At 61.8% G+C, this 21,931-nt stretch carries 20 protein-coding genes and 3 pseudogenes; 13 read left to right on the forward strand and 10 right to left on the reverse strand.

The genetic code is table 11. From position 1 onward, the window contains the following. Window positions 1-55 precede the first annotated feature (55 nt). The 3 genes from P1M51_RS02515 to P1M51_RS02525 all read left to right on the forward strand — a co-directional run bounded on the left by P1M51_RS02515 (window position 56) and on the right by P1M51_RS02525 (window position 2,253). Entirely contained in the window at window positions 56-820 is a 765-nt protein-coding gene (locus P1M51_RS02515; RefSeq protein ID WP_276246619.1) for a Nif3-like dinuclear metal center hexameric protein, read from the forward strand. A gap of 63 nt (window positions 821-883) precedes the next feature. Next, a complete protein-coding gene (locus P1M51_RS02520; RefSeq protein WP_276246620.1) occupies window positions 884-1,900 on the forward strand; it encodes a deoxyhypusine synthase in 1,017 nt (338 codons plus the stop codon). Between the two features lie 56 nt (window positions 1,901-1,956). Then, a complete protein-coding gene (locus tag P1M51_RS02525) occupies window positions 1,957-2,253 on the forward strand; it encodes a hypothetical protein (RefSeq protein WP_276246621.1) in 297 nt (98 codons plus the stop codon). Here the strand turns inward: P1M51_RS02525 and P1M51_RS02530 are convergent. Next, window positions 2,250-2,705, reverse strand: coding sequence for an NUDIX hydrolase (locus P1M51_RS02530; protein ID WP_276246622.1), 456 nt, complete (start codon window positions 2,703-2,705; stop codon window positions 2,250-2,252). The two genes, P1M51_RS02525 and P1M51_RS02530, sit on opposite strands and share 4 nt — an antisense overlap. Before the next feature lie 183 nt (window positions 2,706-2,888). After that, window positions 2,889-3,974, reverse strand: coding sequence for a GNAT family N-acetyltransferase (locus tag P1M51_RS02535; RefSeq protein ID WP_276246623.1), 1,086 nt, complete (start codon window positions 3,972-3,974; stop codon window positions 2,889-2,891). 189 nt (window positions 3,975-4,163) lie between these two features. On the opposite strand from P1M51_RS02535, the pseudogene P1M51_RS02540 reads away from it, so the two are divergent. Together P1M51_RS02540 and P1M51_RS20090 are read left to right on the forward strand one after the other, a co-directional pair. After that, window positions 4,164-4,244, forward strand: a pseudogene (locus tag P1M51_RS02540) (IS6 family transposase); the annotation flags it as partial. After that, a pseudogene (locus tag P1M51_RS20090) lies at window positions 4,233-5,084 on the forward strand (glutamate--cysteine ligase); the annotation flags it as partial. The pseudogenes P1M51_RS02540 and P1M51_RS20090, both read left to right, overlap by 12 nt. A 73-nt stretch (window positions 5,085-5,157) precedes the next feature. Here the strand turns inward: P1M51_RS20090 and P1M51_RS02545 are convergent. Beyond that, window positions 5,158-5,304, reverse strand: coding sequence for an alpha/beta fold hydrolase (locus P1M51_RS02545; RefSeq protein WP_276246624.1), 147 nt, complete (start codon window positions 5,302-5,304; stop codon window positions 5,158-5,160). 281 nt (window positions 5,305-5,585) lie between these two features. Here P1M51_RS02545 and P1M51_RS02550 point away from each other — a divergent pair, with 281 nt between their 5' ends. From P1M51_RS02550 to P1M51_RS02565, 4 genes are all read left to right on the forward strand, one after another. Beyond that, the gene (locus P1M51_RS02550) at window positions 5,586-6,416 is read left to right on the forward strand and encodes a formate/nitrite transporter family protein (protein WP_276246625.1); all 831 of its coding nucleotides are present in this window, start codon (window positions 5,586-5,588) and stop codon (window positions 6,414-6,416) included. A gap of 247 nt (window positions 6,417-6,663) precedes the next feature. Next, window positions 6,664-6,861 carry a cold-shock protein gene (locus tag P1M51_RS02555; protein ID WP_276246626.1) on the forward strand — a complete coding sequence of 66 codons (198 nt, stop codon included), beginning with the start codon at window positions 6,664-6,666 and terminating at the stop codon, window positions 6,859-6,861. 246 nt (window positions 6,862-7,107) lie between these two features. Then, entirely contained in the window at window positions 7,108-8,190 is a 1,083-nt protein-coding gene (locus tag P1M51_RS02560) for a sulfite exporter TauE/SafE family protein (RefSeq protein WP_276246627.1), read from the forward strand. Between the two features lie 39 nt (window positions 8,191-8,229). Further along, a complete protein-coding gene (locus P1M51_RS02565; protein ID WP_276246628.1) occupies window positions 8,230-8,478 on the forward strand; it encodes a hypothetical protein in 249 nt (82 codons plus the stop codon). A 65-nt stretch (window positions 8,479-8,543) separates the two neighbouring features. On the opposite strand, the gene P1M51_RS02570 is transcribed toward P1M51_RS02565, so the two are convergent. After that, window positions 8,544-9,398, reverse strand: coding sequence for a DUF4397 domain-containing protein (locus tag P1M51_RS02570; protein WP_276246629.1), 855 nt, complete (start codon window positions 9,396-9,398; stop codon window positions 8,544-8,546). Between the two features lie 289 nt (window positions 9,399-9,687). Then, a complete protein-coding gene (locus tag P1M51_RS02575; RefSeq protein WP_276246630.1) occupies window positions 9,688-11,262 on the reverse strand; it encodes a spermidine synthase in 1,575 nt (524 codons plus the stop codon). Between the two features lie 143 nt (window positions 11,263-11,405). On the opposite strand from P1M51_RS02575, the gene P1M51_RS02580 reads away from it, so the two are divergent. Beyond that, window positions 11,406-12,071 carry a helix-turn-helix domain-containing protein gene (locus P1M51_RS02580; protein ID WP_276246631.1) on the forward strand — a complete coding sequence of 222 codons (666 nt, stop codon included), beginning with the start codon at window positions 11,406-11,408 and terminating at the stop codon, window positions 12,069-12,071. 8 nt (window positions 12,072-12,079) lie between these two features. On the opposite strand, the gene P1M51_RS02585 is transcribed toward P1M51_RS02580, so the two are convergent. Both P1M51_RS02585 and P1M51_RS02590 read right to left on the reverse strand, forming a co-directional pair. Continuing rightward, a complete protein-coding gene (locus P1M51_RS02585) occupies window positions 12,080-13,225 on the reverse strand; it encodes a glutamate-cysteine ligase family protein (RefSeq protein ID WP_276274809.1) in 1,146 nt (381 codons plus the stop codon). A gap of 142 nt (window positions 13,226-13,367) precedes the next feature. Further along, window positions 13,368-14,507 carry an FAD-binding oxidoreductase gene (locus tag P1M51_RS02590; protein ID WP_276246633.1) on the reverse strand — a complete coding sequence of 380 codons (1,140 nt, stop codon included), beginning with the start codon at window positions 14,505-14,507 and terminating at the stop codon, window positions 13,368-13,370. 470 nt (window positions 14,508-14,977) lie between these two features. On the opposite strand from P1M51_RS02590, the gene P1M51_RS02595 reads away from it, so the two are divergent. The 3 genes and pseudogenes from P1M51_RS02595 to P1M51_RS02605 all read left to right on the forward strand — a co-directional run bounded on the left by P1M51_RS02595 (window position 14,978) and on the right by P1M51_RS02605 (window position 18,945). Beyond that, a complete protein-coding gene (locus P1M51_RS02595) occupies window positions 14,978-16,492 on the forward strand; it encodes a phosphoenolpyruvate carboxykinase (ATP) (protein ID WP_276246634.1) in 1,515 nt (504 codons plus the stop codon). A 151-nt stretch (window positions 16,493-16,643) separates the two neighbouring features. Further along, entirely contained in the window at window positions 16,644-17,960 is a 1,317-nt protein-coding gene (locus tag P1M51_RS02600; RefSeq protein WP_276246635.1) for a ferritin-like domain-containing protein, read from the forward strand. A 142-nt stretch (window positions 17,961-18,102) separates the two neighbouring features. Next, window positions 18,103-18,945 (forward strand): annotated as a pseudogene (locus P1M51_RS02605) (ion transporter). A 1-nt stretch (window position 18,946) separates the two neighbouring features. On the opposite strand, the gene P1M51_RS02610 reads toward P1M51_RS02605, so the two are convergent. The 3 genes from P1M51_RS02610 to P1M51_RS02620 form a co-directional block, all read right to left on the reverse strand. Next, the gene (locus P1M51_RS02610; RefSeq protein WP_276246637.1) at window positions 18,947-20,008 is read right to left on the reverse strand and encodes a hypothetical protein; all 1,062 of its coding nucleotides are present in this window, start codon (window positions 20,006-20,008) and stop codon (window positions 18,947-18,949) included. Window positions 20,009-20,081: 73 nt separating this feature from the next. Next, window positions 20,082-20,453, reverse strand: a complete 372-nt coding sequence (locus P1M51_RS02615) for a rhodanese-like domain-containing protein (RefSeq protein WP_276246638.1) — start codon at window positions 20,451-20,453, stop codon at window positions 20,082-20,084. A 62-nt stretch (window positions 20,454-20,515) separates the two neighbouring features. After that, window positions 20,516-21,913 (reverse strand): FAD-binding oxidoreductase, encoded by a 1,398-nt coding sequence (locus P1M51_RS02620; RefSeq protein WP_276246639.1) that lies wholly within the window; start codon window positions 21,911-21,913, stop codon window positions 20,516-20,518. Window positions 21,914-21,931: the final 18 nt, after the last annotated feature.

Raw genomic sequence — 21,931 nt, forward strand, 5'->3', positions numbered from 1 at the left:
GGGTACGCTGTCTGTTATCGCCGTCTTTCTTAACGCTGGTGGCTAACGTGAGACTATGCAACTCAGCGAACTCGTCTCTCGATACGACGACCGCCTCCGAACGGCCGACTACGCCGCCTTCGACGCGAGCGCCAACGGTTTGCAGGTCGGGCCGGAAGACAAGGAAGTCACGACGGTGGCTTTCGGCGTGGACGCCGCCGTTTCGACCATCGAGGCCGCCGCACGAGCAGACGCGGACGTGTTCGTCGTCCACCACGGGCTCTCGTGGGGTGGCTTCGACCGCGTGACCGGCTCCACATACGAACGAATCCGCCTCCTCGTCGAGAACGACATCGCACTCTACGTCTCTCACCTTCCGCTCGACGGGCACGAGGAACTCGGCAACGCCGCCGGTATCGCCGACGTGCTCGAACTCGAAAACCGCGAGCGATTCGGCGCGGAGGCCACCGAGTACATCGGCGTTCGCGGAACCGCGCCAGAACCGTTCTCCGTGACCGACCTCCGCGAGGAACTCGTCGGCCTCGACAACGGTGGCCAGCGCGTGCAGGTACTCGAACACGGCCCCGCGGAAATCGAGGACATCGGCATCATCACCGGCAGCGGGACGGACTGGATTCCGGAGGCAGAAGCGACGGGCGTGGACGCACTCATCACGGGCGAGGGGAAACAGCAGGCGTATCACAACTCGAAAGAAGCGGGTATTCACGTCTTCCTCGCGGGCCACTACGCCACCGAAACCTTTGGCGTCCGTGCCCTCCAGCAACTCGCAGAGGAGTGGGGACTGGAGACGACCTTCATCGGAGAACCGACCGGACTCTGAGCCGGGTTGGTCGCCCGCTCCAGACCGCGCCCTTCAAACCTTCGTAACCCACAATCTGTGGCAATGAGCGACGACGCAGACCACGAACTCCCGCCCCGCGAGGAGTTCCACCACGACCCAATCGGACACACCGACGTGTGGGCCGGCATGACCGTTGGCGACCTCGTCTCCGAGTACGGCAAGGCAGGCATTGGCGCGGCGGACCTCCACGAAGCGGTGGACATCTACGCCGAGATGATCGGCGACGACGACGTGACCAACTTTTTCGGCCTCGCCGGGGCGATGGTCCCGACGGGGATGCGAAAAATCGTCGCCGACCTCATCCGCGACGGCCACATCGACGTGCTCGTGACGACCGGCGCGAACCTCACCCACGACGCCATCGAGGCAATCGGCGGCAAGCACCACCACGGCCGCGAACACGACGGCGAATCCTCTCCTCGCGAGTTCGACGAAAAGCTCCGCGACGAGTGGGTCGACCGCATCTACAACGTCTACCTCCCGCAAGAGCACTTCACCGCGTTCGAGGGTCACCTGCGCGCTGAGGTGTTCCCGAACGTAGACGAGACGGTCACCATCCAGCAACTCACCGAGGAACTCGGCCGAGCGAACGCCGTGGTCAACGAGCGTGAGGGTATCGAGGAGGACGCTGGCATCGCCGCGGCCGCCTACGAAAATGACGTGCCAATCTACGTTCCCGCAATTCAGGACTCGGTCCTCGGCCTACAGGCGTGGATGTACTCGCAGGTCAACGACTTCAGTCTCGACGCGCTCTCCGACATGACTGGCCTCACGGACATCGCGTTCGACGCCGAGAAGGCGGCTGCGATGGTCGTCGGCGGCGGCGTCCCGAAGAATTTCGTCCTCCAGACGATGCTCGTGGTGCCAGAAGCCTACAACTACGCCGTCCAGCTCACGATGGACCCACCGAACACGGGTGGCCTCTCCGGGGCGACGCTCGACGAAGCGCGGTCATGGGGAAAGTTGGAGAAGGCGGCGCGGAACGTTTCGGTGTATGCAGACGCCACAATCACACTGCCGCTGGTGGTTGCAGGGGCGCGTGAACGGATTTCGGAGTAAGCCGACCGCGAGTGACGGTTAGTCGAATTCGTCTCTTTCCCGGCGGTTTGGCGCGCATGTTGCATTCACGCCCGCCCGAGTTGGAGTTTTCACTCGTCTACGCAGCGTTCGCCACACCTGAGCCACTCCGCGAGTACGCGGCGAAGGTTTCGACCGGGGCCCTGCTCGGCATCGGGTTCAGCGTCCTCTTGACCATCGTCGCCGTCGGCTTCGTCATGCCACTCTGGTTGCAGGCTATGGGGTTCCCGATGGCTCCGCCCGTGCCAAATCTGCAGGTCCCGAGTTTCGTCGGACACGCGGTCTACGGCGTCGTCCTCGGGGCGCTGTACCCGCTGCTCGCGGCGAAGTTCTAAGCCCCATCGCATCGCTCATTCTTTGCGACATCCACCACCGCTTCCGGATAGAGCGTTCTGTCACCCGACTCGAAATCGGCGAGCGGTAGCCACCGAACCTCGAACTCCTCGTCTAATTCCTCCTCGTAGCCGGTCATCGACTCGGCTTCGTACACATCGTCGTCCGCGAGGTCGCCCTCGTACAGCAGGACGATTTCGTGGCCCTGCTCGCCGTCGAAGGTAAACCGATTCTCGATGTGTGAGAGGAACTCGACCGTTTCGAGTTCGACGCCGAGTTCTTCTTCGAACTCCCGGCACACCGTCTCCTCGCTGGACTCGCCGAACTGCATTCCCCCGCCGAGTGGTCGCCAGAACACTTCGTCGCTTTCGGGGTCGTATCCTCGACCCACCAGTATCTCGTCGTTCCGTCGGACGAGGCCGAGCACCACCGGGCGAATGTCGCGCCAACTCATGGCCTCTCGGTTTGCCCGACGGCGCGAAAAACGTTCTGCCAGAGGAAAACTGACTTGCCCACCGGTGGGTAACTGTCGGGTGGCCTGTGACGAGGCACCGACTCCGAACCGACCTAGGCAGTCGGTGATGTGGAGCCCTATGAGTGCCGAGGCCTCTCTCGAAAAACCAAAAAACAACACTCCCTACAACTCCTTCGCAACGAACCTCTGCCGACCAAACTTAAAAAGCGGCCACACGAGCGGGTTCGTCCCTCGCTCCCAGCGGAGGACTGGGACCGCTTTCGCGCCGTATTGGGTTTTGAAGCGAAACACCGAATTGTCGAAGTGAGAGCCTGCGGCGCCGAAACTGTACTCTTTGAACCCCTGTTCTATGCCCCACTTGATGGCGCGGGTGTGCATGAGTTCGGAGGGATAGTGGTCGTAACACTCGCGCTCTGGAATCGCCGAAAACCAATGATGAAGAATCGATTTTTCGGTATCGAGGAGGTAGACGTATCGACCTACTATCTCCCCGTCTACGGTGGCCGTGAACACACGCACGCGGTCGGGAACGTAGTCCCGAAGCGTTTCGAAAAACGAGAACGGGATGAGGTTTCCGCCTACCCGTCTCGTATTCTTCTCGTACATGTCGTACGTTCGGCACATGTCGGAGCCTATCGGCGTTATCTCGACGTGGTAGTCCTGTTCGTGTGATCGTCTGATGTCTTTTCGCCGAGATTTGTCCATCCCCGCGAGGATGTCCTCCCAACCCGCCGAAAGGTCGATAAAGAACGTGGCGACGTTCGATTTCGGTTCGTAGCCGCGGGACCGCAGATACTGCCCGTAGCGGATCTGTCCGAGGTCGGCCGTCGAGATAAGGTGATACAGGATTTGGGGTTCGGTCGTGGCTTCGAGGGCGTCGAAGAGCAGGTCGATGTTCTCGCGTTCGTTGTTGGTGATAATCGGGCCGCCGTATCCGATTCCACCCGACTTCATCACCGAGATTTCGAGCGACGAAGCGAGAAGATTAGCGACGTCGTTCGGGACTGCTAACGCCGAGACGAAGTTGGGCATGATGGCGACCGGATTGGTATCTTTGCGCACGACGACGTGGCGGGGTTCGTAGTCGAGTCCGTTCTCGATAGCCGCGAGCCACTCGTGGCGATGGAACAGCGTTCCCTGGTCGGCGTGGGTCACGAGGTTGTTCCACTGGTTCTCGTTCACCTCGTCGATACTCCTGAGGATAGCCACCCCTTTCGCCCCCGAGTCAGCAGAGTTGCTCCGGGCCATTGTCTGGGCAATTGAGGGGGAATGCTCTTCGTTATGGTTCGCCTTATGAGTGCCGTTGCGCCAATCGACGCGAGGGGTTCAAATGTGATTTAATCGATATGTCACAGGAGCTTTCACCACTCATTAAAAGGCACTGTCTAGTTAAGCCAGTTTGAGAAACGAGCAGGTCGTTGAGTTTCTTGTCCAAAGATGCTCGCAGACCTGCTCAGTGAGTCGTTTGCGGCGGATTTAGAAGAATGTTGGGAGCGTGAGCGGACGGCGACGCCGTTGTCTGACGCGGAGGTCACCGAGATACCCAGCGAACGCACGCGAATTCAAAACGAGGTGGTGGGCGGGGACTTCGAATATGTCCGCCACTGTGCCGGGACGCACATACACGTAGATCAGCAACCCGGGCACGAGGTCGACCAGATGAATGCGTTCGTCGCGCTCGATCCAGCGCTGGCGCTGGTCAACTCTTCGCCATACTACAGGGGAGAATGGCTGGCGACGGGCGCGCGTTCGAAAATGTACCGACGAGAAGCGTACGACAGCATGCCACATCAGGGACTGCTGTGGTCGTATATCGACGACAAGCGAGAGTGGACGCGCCGTCTGGAGCGTCGCTACGAGGAGTTCGTCGCCGCCACGCTGGACGCGGGTGTCGACCGGGCGACCGTTGAGGCGAATTTCGACCCAGAGAGCGCCATCTGGACACCGGTTCAGTTCCGCAAGCGGTTCGGTACCGTCGAATGGCGCTCACCGGACGCGGCACTACCGGGCCATGTCATTCAGCTGGCCGACCGGTTGGCCGACGTGACCGCCACCGTCCGCGACGGCGAGGTGCGTATCGAGGGCGAGACCGGCCGGTGGACCGGGGAGGAGGTTGTCCTCCCGTCGTTCGACGCCGTCCTCGAGTACGTCGACGCCGCCATCAAGGACGGCCTCGGCTCAGAGGAGGTCCGTGGCTACCTCGAACGGATGGGATTCGATATCGCGGCGTACGACCCTCTCACCGAGCACGTCGACGACGGGCCGACGATCACAGCCGAGGCAGCCCGGAATCGACGACTGGAGTGTGCCGACCTGCTCGAACAAGAAGTTCGCCGCCTGTCGGTCGATATCGACTGACGATGCGGGCAGTTGCTCCGCTACCAATCTGTCTGTATCCCTGCACAAGATTTTTTATGGCATTGCCCTCTCACTACAGAGAAAATCGTTTTAAAAACGACCGCAACAACGCATTGAACTCCTCCGGCTTCTCGAGCGGCGGCACATGCGCCGTCCCTTCCATGACTTCAACCTGCACATCCGCCAAGCCCGCGTCCAACACCGACGCAATGTCTGCCATGACCGGCGCTTTGAGCGCAAATCGACGGTTCCCGACTGGTGAGGGTATTGCGCCTCTCGCCGCCGTCCGCGGTGTGATGCGTCTCACGCCCGTACTCTGGTGATGCAGCGTGCCTCCCGTGTTTGTGACTCTCGATGAACAGAGCCTCGGCGGCGCTCAGAGCGGTCGAGGGAGTGGTCCGAAGCGGGCGGCCACCATTTACGAAGCGTTCAGGCGCTCGGACCGGACAGCCGGCGGGGCCCGTAGGCTCTTACACCTGGCTCCAGAATGGCCATTCAGTCATGAGTACTGATGGGGAGGGAGAGCCATCGGGGGCGTCGCTGTCGTACGAAAACGTCCTCGACCGCGAGATGGAGAACGCGCTAAAGGAATTGAGTCGGCCGAGTGAGGGATTGTTCCTCTCGGGACTCGCCGCCGGACTCAACGTCAGTTTCGGGGCGCTGTTCATGGGCATGGTATTGACGTTCTCGCCGTCGTTTCCCTCCCCGCTGGTCAAACATCTCCTGCTCGCGGGCGCATCGGCGGTTGGCTTTCTCTTCGTCATCCTCGGGCAGACCGAACTGTTCACCGCCCACACGACGCTCGCCGTGTTGCCCGTCCTCGACGGTCGGTCGTCGCTTGCGGACCTCGGGCACCTGTGGGGCGTCGTGTACGTCGCGAACCTCGTTGGATGTGGACTCTTCGCGGCGCTCATCGCCGTGCTCGGCCCGTCGCTCGGCATCGTCACGCCTGCGGCGTTCGCCAGCATCGCCGATTCGCTGCTCGGCCTTCCGTGGTGGACCGTCCTCCTGAGTGGCGTTGTCGCCGGGTGGCTCATGGGCCTCGTGACGTGGCTCGTCGCCGCGAGTCGAGACACCATCAGCCGGATTGTTATCGTTCTCGTCGTCACCACGACCATCGGGTTCGGGCCGTTCCATCACGCGCTGCTTGGGACGACCGAACTCCTCTCCGCGATGTTCCTCGGAACCGGGGTAACCGCTGTGCAGTACGGCACCGTACTCTTCTGGACGACGCTCGGCAATGTCCTCGGAGGGAGCGTATTCGTCGCCGGCCTCAATTACGGGCACGCCGCCCGGGCTGGCAAGGACGTGTCTGTAACCACAGACGCGTGACGGCAACGGTGTCATCGCTGGTTTCGCCACGGACCGGTTCGAATACTATCACTATACTGGAAATTTGGGATACGACAGAACCACCCGGTTGATGTGACTATTCAGTCGCTCTTGCCACGTAGAACCTGTCTTTCAAAAACAAATGGGTGAGAATCTGTGGAATTGAAATTCATTTGCGCGGAAAAATCGAATTTTTGCGGACGAATGCACAACCCTTATCCGTACACTCCAATTTTGTGTAGATGCAATGGTAAACGGTAAAGTTGATTTCTTCAACGACACTGGCGGCTACGGTTTCATCGCGACTGACGAATCTGACGACGACGTATTCTTCCACATGGAAGACGTTGGCGGCGAGGACCTCACGGAAGGCACCGAGATCGAGTTCGACATCGAACAGGCCCCGAAAGGCCCTCGCGCGAAGAACGTCACCCGCGTCAACTAACTTTTCCGCATAGTCGCCCACAGGCGACGACGCGAATTTTCAGTTTATTACATACTCATAGCGTGAGCACTCGCCCCGCCAGCGTGGACACCGCGTCAACCCGTCCCCGGTAGCGTGCATACTCCGCTCGGTTCTCAATAATTGTTTATTCGAATGTTGCCGGTTCAACCCGTCAGACGGCGAAATCTGCCACTTCTCGATGAAAAATTCTTTTAGGGACGAACCACTGCCACCCGAGCACACCAAATGACCGCGGCTTCACCTGCAAGTCGAATCCAACGGACATTCCTCAAGTACCAGCACGTATTCGTTTTCGCCGCGCCGGTTCTGTTCGTTCTCGGGGTATTCTTTGCCGCTCCGACGCCGACGGGGACTGACAGTGCCTACTGGCTCGAATACTGGTGGTTGTTCCCCTTCTTCCTGCTCGGAGCGACCATCGTCAACACCGTCGGCATCAGTGGTTCCGCCATGTTCGTGCCGTTTCTCATCTTCCTGTTTCCGGTGTTCGCGTTCAACCTGGAACCCGAGACTATCGTGAAAATCGGGCTCATCAGCGAGTCGTTCGGCCTGTCGAGTTCGGCCATCGCGTTCATCCAGTACGGCCTCGTCGACCGCCGATTAGCCCTCACGCTGGTCGGTGGCTCGATTCCGTTCGTCATCGGTGGGGCGCTCTTGTCGTTCGTCATCCCCGAGCCAATCTTCCAGTTCCTGCTCGGCCTCGCGCTTATCGCCGCGTCGGCGCTCCTGTTCAAAGCCGACTTGGGCCACGAGGATTCAGAGAGCACGGACAGTGGTGCTGACCCCGCGGTCACCGACGGCGGCCAGTCGCTCCCCGACGACGACGACAAACTCGGCCCGGCGGGCGTCGACGTAAATAACGGCACCGTCACGCGCGTCGACAAGGACGGGAACGCCTACCGCTACTCCCGTTCGGGATACGGCGAACGCTTCGCAAACTACAGCGTCGGCGGCGTGTTCCAGGGACTCGCTGGGTTCGGCATCGGCGAACTGGGCATCATCTCGATGCTTCGGTCGAACGTGCCCGTCAAGGTCGCCATCGGGACGAACCACATCGTCGTCGCACTCACGGCGGTGCTCGCCTCGCTCGTCCACGTCTTCGGCGGCGGCCTCGTCGGTGGTCACGAGATGGACCTCGCCTCTACACCGTGGAACATGGTCGTCTGGACGGTTCCGGCGACGGTGACTGGCGGACAGATTGCCCCGTACGTCGCTTCCAGCCTCGATACGGGCGCCATCAAGAAGGGCGTCGGCATGTTGTTCGCCATCATCGCGGTGGCACTGTTCGGCATCTCGGCCGGCGGCCTGTAACCCCGAGACGCCTTCTCGCTCGAACGCGTACCGCACGACGTGAACCACGACCGGATTCACGCGAAACGACCCGCCCACGACGCAGCGAGATTCACTCCCGGCACCATCGAACAACTCGAAACGCGCGACGACCACTGCGTCGTCACCGTCGCAGACGAGTCGGGGACGACCCACGACCTCTGGGTCACGCTCGCGGTCCGCGACCTGTTTTTCAGTCGTCTCGACCTCGCAGAAGACGACTCACCCATCGGAAAGACCGTCTGGTTCCGAAAACACGGCGGGTCGTAATCAGCAGAGGTTAGGCGGCGCTAGCGCTCACCTGTCGCGACCAAAAAATCGAGTTCGAGGTTCACCTAACTCGCAGGCGAGTCGGGATCTTCAGGCACTTCTCCGTCGTCGTCAGACGGCTCTTCACCGGGGAGGACGACCGTCACGGTGGCGTCCTCGATGAGGAGGACCTCGAACGGTGCGTCACCGGTTGCCGAATCGGGGTCGAGGTACCCAACGGCGAGCGCGGAGTAGGCGACGCCGCTTTCGAGGGTCACGTCGACAGAGGTGACCACGGTGCCGTTGTTATCGTCGGATGCGGCCCGGATGTCCACAGTGTAGTTGCCGGCAGGCACGGTCAGGTACTCCGTCCCGTTGCCAAAGCTCACGTTGTCAGCGAGGACGATGGTCGTGTTATTGACCGTCGTCGTCACGTCCACGGCTGGCGCGTCGGGCGACAGGTGGATGACGCTCAGCGCCGACTCGTTTTCGGCGGGCGTGTAGGCGTCGTCTTCGAACACCTTCGGGGCGAAGGCCGTGCTCTCGTTCGTTCCGAGCGCACTCACCTCACCGGTCGCGATGACCGTGTTGATGCTCCGTGCGTCAAGGGTGAGCGTTCCGTTGAACACCTCCGCTTCGCGGTCACCGGCTGCGGTAATCGTCACGTTGTACGACCCCGCGGCGAGCGTCAGATAATCGCTTACGGTCGAGAAGGACACGTTCTCGAGAACGCTCTCGTTCTCTACGTAGACGTCAACGCTCGGCGCGTCGGGCGAGGCGTGAATCACGCGAAGGTAAGTTCGTTCCTGTGTCGGGATTTCGTCTCCCGCTGTCGGCTCTTCCTGGGCGAACGCCCCGCCAATGGTGGCGACGCTCCCAATGACGGTGAGCGCGAGCAGTACGGCGAGTACTGCTCGATAGGTTTTGCAACATGCCAGCAATATAGTGGCAGTTTCGTGGCTTTGTTATGAATCGCCGCTTTCGCGGGAAACCGGCCTCTCTCGCGCCGAAAAATCAGTCAGAGTAGCGGTATTTCACGACTGACAACTCGGCGCGCACAGACAGTCAGCCGGATTGAATTCGACCGGATACGGCGCTTTCACGTGAATTCTTCGCTTACTCGCTCAGCAATCACAGAGTATTCGGTGAAACTGCCAGTTTCTCCGATTTTTCACCGACAACTGGCGGTCTGACCCGTGTGACTATCAGGTCTGCCACACTGGTCCGTGCTCACCCGGCGAGTGCAGCTGGCGCGACTGTCGTGCGATTGTCGGCCTCCTGGACCACGTATCGCTGGCCGATAAGCGGGTCGAGCAGGTCGTCGACCGGTGCGCGGTCGTCGCGCAGCACGGGCACGTTCTCGACGTTTTCGCTGTTGCGATAGGTCCGGAGTTCGCTGCTGAGGTCGATACCGATGTCACGGTTTGCGTTCCGGGCGAGCAACTCCTCCTGGGTGAGCACCGTCGCGTTCTTCGTGGCCACCACCTCGATGTTCTGGATGACCGTGGCGTCTACCGTTGGAAAACTGTACACCTGCGGAAACACCTGCGCCATCGTCTTGTACTCGGCGCGGTAGAACTGCGAGGCCGCTCCCTGTGGCGCGGAGATGATGTTCGCAAAGAGCACACCGTCATCTGAGAGCCGGCTTTCGGCCAGTCGCATGAACTCCTCGGTGGTCAACTGGAAGGGAACTTTGTCCATCTTGTAGGCGTCGAGGATGATGAGGTCGTACGTTTCGTCCGTCTGCTGGAGGAACTGACGGCCGTCCATGTTGTGGATGCGAAGGCGGTCCGATTCTTCGACCGCGAAGTACTCTTTTGCCACCGAGATGACCTCGGGGTCGATTTCCACCACGTCCACGGTCACGTCGTAGTCCTCGACGAACCGTTTCGGTCCGGTGAATCCACCGCCGCCGATGAACAGCACGCGGTCTACGTCGTCAGTCATGAGCAGCGGAAGGTGAAAATAGCGCGTGTAGGTGAACACGTGTCGAGAGGGATTGTCGAGGTCCATCGCGCTGTGTCGCTGGCCGTCGAGGTACAGCGTGCGCGTGCCGCCGAGGTCGATGACCTGGAGTTCCTGGTAGGGGGTTTGCGTCTCGTAGACGATGCGTCCCTCGATGCTGACCCCGGCTGCGCCGCTGCCGACAGCGGCGACGAGTAAGAGCGTCACCGCCGCGCTCCCGAGTGCCTGGTCGGTCGTGATGTCGGGGCGGGCGACGAGGACGGCCGCGCCGACGGCGATGAGGCCGAGAACGAGACCAATCTGGTCGATACTCAACTCAGGAATGAGGATGAACGTCGTCCCGAACGCCCCGACGATGCTGCCGACCGTCCCGACCGCGTAGACGCGGCCAGAGGCCGCACCCGTGCTCTCCGTCTCAGAGAGTTCGGCGGCGTAGGGGCTCACGAACCCGAGCAGGTAGGTCGGCGGCCCGAACAGGAGAACCACGGCGGGCAGCGACGCGAATCGGCTGGGGAGTGGAAACGCCCCTGCTGCACGCAACAGTACCTCGCCGGCGAAAATCAGGACGGCGACGTACAACGCGGTGCCGAGCAGGAGACGGACGAGGCGTCTGGTCGAGGCGCGTTTTGCCGCGAGGCGGCCGCCGCGGTAGTAGCCGAGACTGAGCGCCGCGAGAAAGACGCCGATGATACTCCCCCAGGTGAAAATGCTGCTTCCGTACTGTGGGGCAATCATCCGGCCGGCGAGGATTTCCAGTCCCATACTGGTCATCCCCGAGGCGAACACGGCCAGTTCCGGCTTTGGGGGTAACGCGGGCAGGCGGGCGGTGCGGGTGGCCATTGCCCTCTCCTACGCGCACCGCGACATTAAAGGGTGCACGCGAAGTGACAGGTCGCCCTCGAAACGAGTCGTCACGGGTGTCAGTCATTTTCGGTGGCAGGTGAGCAGTTACGCATAAACGCATTGAGCGAATCAAAGGGGATATGACCGTCATCGTACGCGGGTCCATCCCCGCAGATGAATTCGCCCTGAACCACGTCCTGTGTTCCTATCCGGATGTGGAGTTCGACATCGAACGCGTGGTGAAAAGCGGGGAAGACGCCGTCATGCCACTCGTCTGGGTTCGAGGGACAGACCGTGAGGACTTCGAGCAACTGTTGGAGGAAGACGAGACGGTCAATTCGGTCTCACTGCTCGCCGACCTCGGCGACGAGTACCTCTATCGCATGGAGTGGGTGGACCAGGTAATCTTGCTCCTCGATATGCTCACCAGTTCGAAAGCGACGATTCTCGACGCTTACGGCCGCAACGACCGCTGGACCCTTCGGGTGATGTACCCCGACCGCGAGCGATTTTCAGACAACTACGACTTCGCCGAAGACGTGGGCGTCACCTTCGAAATCGAATCCATCCGCGAACTCGACGAGGAACCCGCCGGCCGGTTCGGTCTCACGAAGAGCCAGTACGAGACGCTCATCACCGCCGTTGAACACGGCTACTTCGAGGTTCCACGCGACAGTTCGTTAGAAGACCTCGCCGAAAAATTCGACGTGTCTCACCAGGCGCTTTCAGAGCGCCTCCGCAGGGGCATGAAAGCACTCGTCGAAGACGCGCTCGTCATCGGGCACGTCGACGAAGACGAAGAATAGGTCGCGAGTCAGACGTTACTGTCTGCGTCCGCGACTTGCCGCGTGTGCCCGGCCATCAAGTTGCCGTCGCCGCCCGCACGGGGTGGTGCAGGGGTCGCCAGCAGTTCTACGTCTGCCCGGAGCCGGTCTGCGTACTGACGGCGAATCGTTCGCGCTTCTGACTCTTTAAGCGTGCCCGGCCCGCGCAATTCCTGGGAAATCGGCTCGTAGGCCGACGGGTCGAAGCCCATCGCTTCCAGGTAGTTGCACACCATCCCCGAATCGAGCCCCCACCGAATCGCCTGCTGGCTGACGGACTGCAACTGTTCGAACGTGGGGACGCCGATGCGGTCGAACTGGACGCCCGTCGTGCCAATTTCGAGTGGCTTCGTCTCCGTCTGGGTGACGACGTCGCGCACGTCCATGGCCAATTGAACCGCCTGGCTCGGCAGCGTCGAGTCGGGTGCCCGCCACTCGACGGTCGGCTGTTCGTGACGCAGACGGACCGGGTTCAACACGGTGTTCTCTGCGCTGAAGTGTTCACAGACGTCTTCCTCTGCCACACCGCGCTCTGCAGCGAGGGTTTTGAACGCCTCGTAGGCATCCTCGGTCTGCTCGTTCCAGGCCTCGACGTTGTCTGCGTACCCGCGCAGGTCGCAGTAGCGTTCGAAGTCCGATCCGCACTTCTTGCGGTAAGCAGCGGCCCGCGAAGAGTCCACCTCTCGCTCGCCGCAGTAGTACGGCGAGGAACTCACGAGCGCGAGTGCGGGGTCGAGCGCCGTAAGCAGGTTGAGTTGCCGACAGACGTTCCCCTTCTCGAAGTGAACGTGCGTGCCGGCGCAGTTTTTCGCGCTCTTGACGCCGTCTTCGTAGATGTCCTCGAAGAGATGCCCGCGCCCCTTCTTGGCCGGCACCGTTGCGTCGGTGAGCGGCGTCCCGAGTGGGACGAGTTGCTTTTCGAGCGTGTCCGCGTACTGAATCGTTTTCCGAAGCGTGTCCTGTAAATCTCGTCGGAGTGCAGTCGCTGTTTCGTGCGGGTCTGTCCGCACCTCGATCAGTGGCCCGACGAACTCGGGTTCCACCTTGTCATGCGCGTCAGTGAGATCGTGGCCGTTACAAAGTCGTCCGTCGTCGTCGACGACCCAGAACTCGATCTCGATTCCTGTATTCATCATAGTGGACCGGCGTGACTGCATCCCACCCCGGTCTTTCCTCTTTTCTGCTCATCCCCTCTCACTCTCCTGCTTGCAGGTGCAGTCTGTTTGTATCGGGGTCGATAACCCGTCAAAATACCACAGTGAACCGACCCGTCGGTTCTCAGTCCCAGTGGCTCAGATACTCGAAATCCGCGGTCCGGTCGTCGAACCGACCGAGTCTGAACTGTTCCATCGGGAACGGGGCATCCTCACCCGTCACGAGACTCCGTACTGCACGACCGGTCACCGGCGAGAGCATGACCCCTCTGCCGTGCAGGCCAGTGACGAACACGAGACCCTCCGGGACCTCGTCGGGCGCGTCGATGATTGGAAGTCCATCCGGCGAAGCACAATCGGCAGTCGGACAGCAGTCTTCCCGTCGGATGTCGCCCGCTTCGACCCCCGCGAGCAGCGGCGCGACGCGCTCCATCACGAGGTCACGAAACGATTCCTCGACGCCCATCGGCGTTTCCTCGGGGTCAGAGAGGAGGTGCTCGTTCCCGCCGATGAGCACGTCGCCGCGGGGTGTGGGCCGCCAGTAGACGCGCATTGTGGGTTCGGACCCGAGCGGTGCGTCCGCCGGCAACGGCGTGTCTGGTTCGACGACGACGGCGTTCCAGCGAAGCGGTCTGACCGGGAGTTCGACGTACTCAGCGAGCAGGTCGCGCGTCTTCCAGCCGGTTGCGTAGACGACGTGGGCTGCGTCCACGGGGCCGTACTCGGTTTCGACGCCGACGACGCGGCCGTCTTCGACCCGCAGGTCGGTCACCGCGTGGTCGCGGAACACGGCGGCACCGGCCTGCTCTGCGGCCCACTTGAGCGTCATCGTGTAGTCGAGGGCGTCGAGGTAGCCGGTTCCCTCGTAGGCGAGCGCCCCGCCGTAGGCGGAGAGGTCCCCGAAGGCGTCAGGGTAGCGTGCCAGGAGCTCGTCCTTGGGGAGGAATTTACCGCCCGTCGGGGCCTGTTCGGTGTATCGCGCCGCGTCTTCTTCGGGGACGAGGCGGACGGTTTTCTGTTCGGTGAACGAGAAGATGCCCTGACCGTCTAACTCCCGAAACTGCGAGAGGGCGAACGATGCCCATTCCTCGGGGAACGGTTCGAGCGAGAGAGAAATCATCCCAGACGCCCGCGAGGACGTATCGGCTGCAACGCCACCTTTGTCGAACACCAACACGTCGTGGTCCGGGGCCAGCTCCCGGGCGATTGCGAGGCCGGAAACGCCCGCCCCGACGACCACGACGCGAGATTCATCGCTTGGCATGCGTGGACACAGGACAACCCAGAATAAAACGCTACGGGATGTCGATTCCTCACTCGACGGCGATGGTTTCGTCGCTCACGACGACACGGTCGGCCGAGGATGAGGGGTTCCCACTGCCCCGGCGAGGACGGTCAGGACGGCGAGGAGGACGGGGACGATTCGGCGGGACATATAATGGGAGTTCGGAAACCAACGAATTAGTTGCTTTACAAACATTAGTCCCGCACCATGGCGAAAATATAGACTCGAATCTGAGTGCAATTTGTCTTCGAATTATCTCCGTCGAACCACAAACGAACGTCCAGCAACGGCAGCGGATTGTAGGCGTTTCGACGGTTGTTCACCCACCTTCTGTGTCGCGCGTGACAACACTCGAAAAACTCGCCAACGGGTGTTACACACTCTCTACCGCGAGAAATCGGCCGTGAATGTTGTATAGTTATACCCCCCACTCCCCGTTAGTGAACACAATGACTGACCTGGCTACAACAGTCCAGTCGCTCAAAACAGCGCTCCCGAATCCGCAAACAGCAGACAACGTCATCTACAATCCCTCTCTCGAGGAACTCCGCGAACTCGCTCGCGGACACGAGACGACGACTGAGTTCGGGTCGCCATCCTACGTGAGCGAAGAACGTTCGCGCAACGCGGACAAGACCAAGAACGCAGTCGATTCTGACTTCGACGACAAGGATTACGCCTACCTCGAGTCCGCGTTCGAGTACGCCGCAGCAGAAGAGATGATTTGCGTCGACCGCCAGATGGGTCGCCACGAAGACCACTCCTACCGCTGCCGACTGTTCGTCCAGAAGGAGTTCGCCCGCATCGGGCTCGCGTGGGCGAAACTGTTCGAACCCGTTACTGACGACGCAGAACCCGACTTCGTCACCGTCCAGATTCCAGAGTGGGACGAAATCGCGGTCCGCATCCTTCCAGACGAGGGACTCACAGCAGTCCTCGGCAGCGATTACACCGGCGAGGCGAAGAAGTCCTTCCTCCGCCTGCACATGTACTACGCGAAGCAAGCAGGCGGCCTCGGCCTCCACGCCGGCAGCAAGCGCGTCACCCTCAAAGACGCAGACGGCGACCTGAAGAACGTCGGGCAGGCGTTCCTCGGACTCTCTGCGACGGGCAAATCCACGCTCACCGCCCACGGCCTCTGGCTGGACGGTGACGAGGAAGCCTCAATGCTCCAGGACGACGTGTGTGCCCTCCTTCCGGACGGCACCATCGCGGGCAGCGAAGGAAACGGCCTCTACGTGAAGACCATCGGCTTAGACCGCGAGGAACAGCCGACGATGTACGACGCTGTGACTCACGAATCGGCCGTCCTCGAAAACGTGGACGTCGCCGAAGACGGCACCGTCGATTTCGACTCCGACCTCCACACGAGTAACGGCCGGGCCATCATCGTCCGCGACCAGCTCGCCTCCGCAGACGAAGACATCGACTTGGACGAGGTAGACCAGGTGTTCTTCATCACGCGCAACCCCGTGATGCCGCCAGTCGCCAAACTCACGCCCGAAGAGGCCGCCGTCGCGTTCATGCTCGGCGAATCCATCCAGACGAGTGCGGGCGACCCATCCGCCGCCGGTGAATCCATCCGCGTCGTTGGCACCAACCCGTTCATCATGGGTTCGAAAGGCGAGGAGGGCAATCGCTTCCGCGACCTCGTCTCCGACCTCGGCGTCGAATGCTACGTCCTCAACACCGGCCACCTCGGCGCGAAGGCAAAGGACATCGGCGTCACCGAATCCGTCACCATTCTCCGCGAAATCGCTCGCGGAACCGTCGATTGGCAGGAAGACGAGCAAACCGGCCTCACTATTCCGGCGAACGTCCCCGGCATCGACATCACCGAGTTCTACGTCCCGGACCACGTCGAGGACTTCGACCAGCAGCAAATCGACCTCCGCGGCGAGCGCCTCGCCCACCTGACGCAGTTCGAGGACTTAGACAGCGAGATTCTCGACGCCGTCTACTGAAGGCAGTTTTTCTCGTTTTCGTCGAATCGACCAGCCAGCGACGCGGATAGCGGCCAATTTCGAACGAATTTGGGTGAGACTGATGCGCCACTGCTGTCGCAGTTCGGCAAACGCTCTTGTGTCGATTTGCGCTCGAAACAGGTACCGCATCATGAGCAACACTGATACGACACCTGGCCGTCGCGGGCTTCGCTCGCGTAGAACCGTCCTCGGAATCATCGCGAGTATCGGCGGCGTGGCCCTCGCCGGCTGTACCGGCGGCACCTCCGGCGGCGACGGCATGACCACGACCGAAGACGGCACCACGACGACCACCGAAGGTGGAATGCAAACTACCGAAGACGGGTCGATGGACGAGAACCCGGACGTGGCCATCCTGAACTACGCGCTTACGCTCGAACACTTGGAGAACGCGTTCTACCGCGACGGATTGGCCGAGTTCTCTACCGACGAACTCATGCAGGCCGACGCGCTGAGCAAGTTCAGCGAAACCGTCCGCATGCAGGTTCCCGAGTACCTGAAAGCCGCCGGCGAGCACGAGGCGGCCCACGTCTCCGCGCTCGGTGACACCATCGAACAGCTCGGCGGGACGCCCGTCGAAGAAGCCGACTACGACTTCGGCTACGAGACGCCTTCCGAGTTCCTCGCGGTGGGGAAGGCACTCGAAAACACCGGCGTCGCCGCTTACGCCGGCGCGGCCCCGTCCATCGTCAACAACGACGTGCTGACCGCCGCGCTTGGCATCCACAGCGTCGAAGCGCGTCACGCGAGTTTCCTCAACCTCGTGAACTCCTCGTCCCCGTTCCCGAAGGCGGTAGACGAGGCCCAGACGATGGAGGAAGTGCTCGAAATCGCCAGCCAGTTCGTCACGGAGAACCCGAACGACAGCGCCGCACTGGAGCGCCACGACTCGATGGCGACGCCACAGCGCAAGGAAGACGACGGCACGAGCGACGTGGACATTCTGAACTACGCGCTCACCTTAGAACACCTGGAAGCCGTGTTCTACCGCGAGGGGCTGGAGACCTTCAGCGCCGACGAACTCCGCAACGCCGACGTTCTCTCCGACTACGACGAGCACCTCCGCATGACCGTCCCCGACCGTCTCGCAGCCATTGGCGACCACGAGGCGGCCCACGTGACGGCAATCGCTGACACCGTAGAACAACTCGGTGGGACACCAGTCGAGGAGGCGACCTACGACTTCGGCTACGAGACGGCCTCCGAGTTCCTCGCGGTGGGGAAGGCACTCGAAAACACCGGCGTCGCAGCCTACGCTGGCGCGGCGACCTCCGTCTCGAACGACGACGTGTTCGCGGCCGCCGCGGGCATTCACAGCGTCGAGGCCCGCCACGCGAGTTTCCTGAACGAACTCAACGTGTCGAACCCGTTCCCGATGGCCGTCGACGAACCGATGACTATGGACGAGGTGGTGGAGATAGCCGGACAGTTTATCGTAGAGGAGTAATCCTCTCGGTTGGCGATTCCTGTGTGCCATCCCCGGTGACGTGGCCTTTCTTCGCCACGTCACCACCCTTTTCTCTCGGCTTTCGCCCTGGTGGTCTCCGTCAGGGATATGCTATTTATCCGTCGAGTAAATACAGCGTACAATGACCGGTCACGCCGGGATCGATGGACGCACCTCCAGAGAGGTGGTACGCTTCTACCTGCGCGACCACCGGACGCCCGTCGGGAAGACCATCGACATTGCGCTGCTCGCGCTCATCTTCGCCTTCATCGCATTGTTTATCGTCGAAACCTACGCCTGGGCGACTCCTTACCTGCCCATCCTCTTTCAGCTCGAAGTCGCTATCGCGCTCGTGTTCTTCGCCGAGTATCTGCTTCGTATCTACGGCGCTCGCGACCGGCTCGCGGAAGTCACCGACCCGTACACCGTGGTCGACTTGCTCGCGATTCTGCCGACGCTCCTGTTGTTCGTCGTGCCCTCGGTCGAATCCACCGTCCTCAACATCGGCTACCTGCGGGCGCTGCGAGTGATTCGCGTGCTTCGCTTCTACCGTTTTACCAAAGACGAGGAGTTCTTCTTCGGAACCGTCTCCGACTCCGCCCTCCGAGCGATGAAACCCGGTCTCACCGTTCTGACGCTCTTTTTCGTCGCCGCCGGACTGTTCTACAGTTTCGAACAGGCGACGAACCCGACGGTAAACAACTTCGGCGACGCGTTCTACTTCGTCGTCGTCACGCTCACGACGGTTGGGTTCGGCGACATCACGCCCGTCACCCGCGCCGGGCGCTGGGTGACGGTTTCTGCCATCGTCGTCGGCATTATCCTCATCCCGTGGCAGGCGGGCCGCATCGTCAAAGAGTGGGCGCACAGAGACCAGGTGAACGTCGTCTGCCGGAACTGCTGACTGGCCTACCACGACAGAGACGCCTCCCACTGCAAGGCGTGTGGGAACGTTATCTACCAGCAGTACGACTCTCGCGAGTGAGTCACCGCGCCAGCACGAGCGACCGCTCTATCGATCCGAGCGAGAAGGGTAGGCTGTCCCACGAGTCGCCGTAATCGGCGGAGAACCACACCTTCCCGTCTGCCGCTCCAGCGACGACGAGTCCCGGTTCGCCGGGGAGCGTACAGAGGGCGTACGGCATCGCGGCGAACGGCCGGGGCAATCCGCCGCCAAGTCGCACCCACGGCCCGTCACCGCGCCAGCGATAGATGTAGGCTCTCGCCCGTCCTTCGCGGTGGGCGGCGAACGCTCCCGTAGAGGCCGACAGATACCACGTGTCCGGGTCTTCGGGGTCCGCTGCGACGGCCCAGCCGTACGACCGGTCGAGGCCGTGTGTGGGGGCAATCCACGTCGCCCCGCCGTCCTGACTCGTCGCGCCGCCACGTCCACGCAGGCCCGCCCCACCCTCGTAGAGCCTCGTTCCGTCGGTCGTGTGGAACGTAAGGGTGTGGCAGTCGCGTATCGCCCCCTCGCAGTGGCCCGACCACGTCTCACCGCCATCCGTACTCCGGACGACGGCACCGAATTCGATACCCGCCACGACGAGGTCCGGGTCGGTCGGCGAGAGCGCAATCGCCTGCACGTAGGGTGAAAGCGGCAATTCGGCGGGCGAGAACCAGAGGCGCTTCCCGGGAATCGAGTTGAACCCCGTCAACTCGGTCCACGTTAGGCCGCCATCGACCGACTTGAACATGCCCGCGGGTTTCACTCCTGCGTAGATTGTCGCGGAGTCGTGGGGACTCACGGCCAGCGATTTCACGACCCTGCCCGCGAGACCCAGGTCGTCCCAGGTCACCCCGCCATCGACCGATTGGAACACGCCCTCGCCCTGTGTTCCGGCGTAGCTGATGGCGGGCGTTGTCGGGTCCACGGCGAGACAGCGCACGTCCACGTGCGAGAGCGGGAGCGTGACTGTCCACTCGCCGTCGGCGAAACTGGCTCTCGCAATCCCCGCAGCCGTGGTAGCGAGAAACGTCGTTGCGAGGAGCGATTCAGGAACTGTGATGCCGCCAACGCGTGGCGGACTCCGGGTCTTGATTGCCATTCCCCATCCCTGCTAGACAGAGGATGTCGCGGGCGAAAAGTCTACGTCTCGAACAGGGACACCGAACTCTCCGTCAGGGGAGCAACTTGTTCACGGCTGATTTCAGACGATACCCGAGCGAGTTCGACTGGTAGCCACGCCATCCTCGCCAGCCGCCTTCGAGTGTCTTCGCCTCGTATCCCTCGGCTTCGAGGACCTTCGTCGCTCGTTTCGCGACGATACCAGCTTTGCACACGGTGACCACGTCTCTGTCCGCCGGAATCGCACCCAATCGGTCTTCGAGTGTGGCCGTGTTCCCCCTGCGCAGGTCGTCGTAGACGGGAATGTTTTGACTGCCGTCGATGTGTCCGGCGTGAAAGTTCGACTCGGGCCGAATGTCGAGGACGAACAGCTGCTCACCGCGTTCCAGCCGCGCGGCCAATTCGGCGGGACGAACCTTGCTCATCACCCACAATTCCGCACCCAGCCGCAAAAACGGTGTTGTCCGAAGAATCCGCAGCCTGCCGGTCAGGCCGTCGGCTTCACGTTCTGGTTCACCCGGAACAGGTTGTGCGGGTCGTAGGCCTGCTTTAACTCGGAGAGTCGCTCGTAGTTCGCGCCGTAGGCGAGTCGCTCTTCGCCCGAATCCTCGCTGATGAAGTTCACGTAGACGCCCTCCTGGGCGTTCGGTGATTGGGCGTCGTAGTACTCCCTCGCCCACGCCTTGCACGTGTCGTCGAGAGCCGGGTCGTCCCACCGGGTGTGGACGTTCATGATGTAGGTCGCATCCCGGTGTGGATAGGCCGTTGCCTCCGCTGGCACCCGTGCCATCTCACCGCCGACGTGGCCGAAGAAAATTTCCGACATCGGCGACGGCAGGTTGTCCGCGTACTGGATGGCGATGTCGATGACTTCGTCGGTCATGTCGGCGAAGTTGTGCGACTTCCAGTAGTTGCGAAGCCCGGGCTCAAGCAGTGGGTCGACAAGCTGTTGGAAGGCTTCGTACGGCACCGGTCCGACGCCGTCGCCGAGTGGCGTGGCTATCTCTCGAAGCGGTGCAACGAGTTTCTCACCTTCCGCCGGGTCACCGGCGTAGAAGGGGATGACGATGAGGACGTCTTTGCCGACGTCCTCCTCGGCGAGGAACGGCAGCGGCGGCGCTTTTCTGAGGACCACCCACGTCGAAAGCTCGTCGGGGGCGGTCTGGTTGAACTCGCGGACGAACTGGAGGACTGTCGTCCTGTCCGCCGTGTCGTATACGATTGGTCCGCCAAAGATCTCCGGACCGACTTCGTGGAGATCGTATTCGAAGGAGGTGACGATGCCGAAGTTGCCACTTCCCCCGCGAATCCCCCAGAACAGGTCGGGGTGTTCGGTTTCACTGACGTGCAGAAGCGTCCCGGCGGAGGTCACTATATCGACCGACTGCAGGTTATCGATCGTCATCCCGTACTTCCGGCTCAACCACCCGAACCCGCCGCCGAGCGTCAGCCCCGCGACGCCGGTCGTCGAGTTGATGCCGAGCGGTGTCGCGAGTCCGAACGCCTGCGCCTCGTGGTCGAAGTCGGCGAGTGTGGCTCCCGCCTCGACCCGGGCGGTCTTCGCCTCCGGGTCGACGCGAATTGCCTTCATCTGCGAGAGGTCGATGACCACTCCATCGTCACACAGAGCCGTGCCGGCGATGTTGTGCCCGCCGCCTCTGACCGAGACCAGCAGGTTATGCTCGCGGGCGAAGTTGACCGCCGCGATGACGTCTGCGACTCCCGAACACTGAGCGATAAGCCCCGGTCGCTTGTCTATCGCCGCGTTCCAAATTGCACGCGCCTCGTCGTACCCCGGGTCCTCGGGCTCGAAGAGTTCTCCGCGGAACGCAAGCTCGAGTGCCGCTATCGCGCCCTCGTCTATGCGCATTTCACGAACTGCCATAGCACCTAGAATTTCGAT

It is taken from the genome of Haladaptatus sp. QDMS2 (genome assembly GCF_029338295.1).
Taxonomy (GTDB): domain Archaea; phylum Halobacteriota; class Halobacteria; order Halobacteriales; family Halococcaceae; genus QDMS2.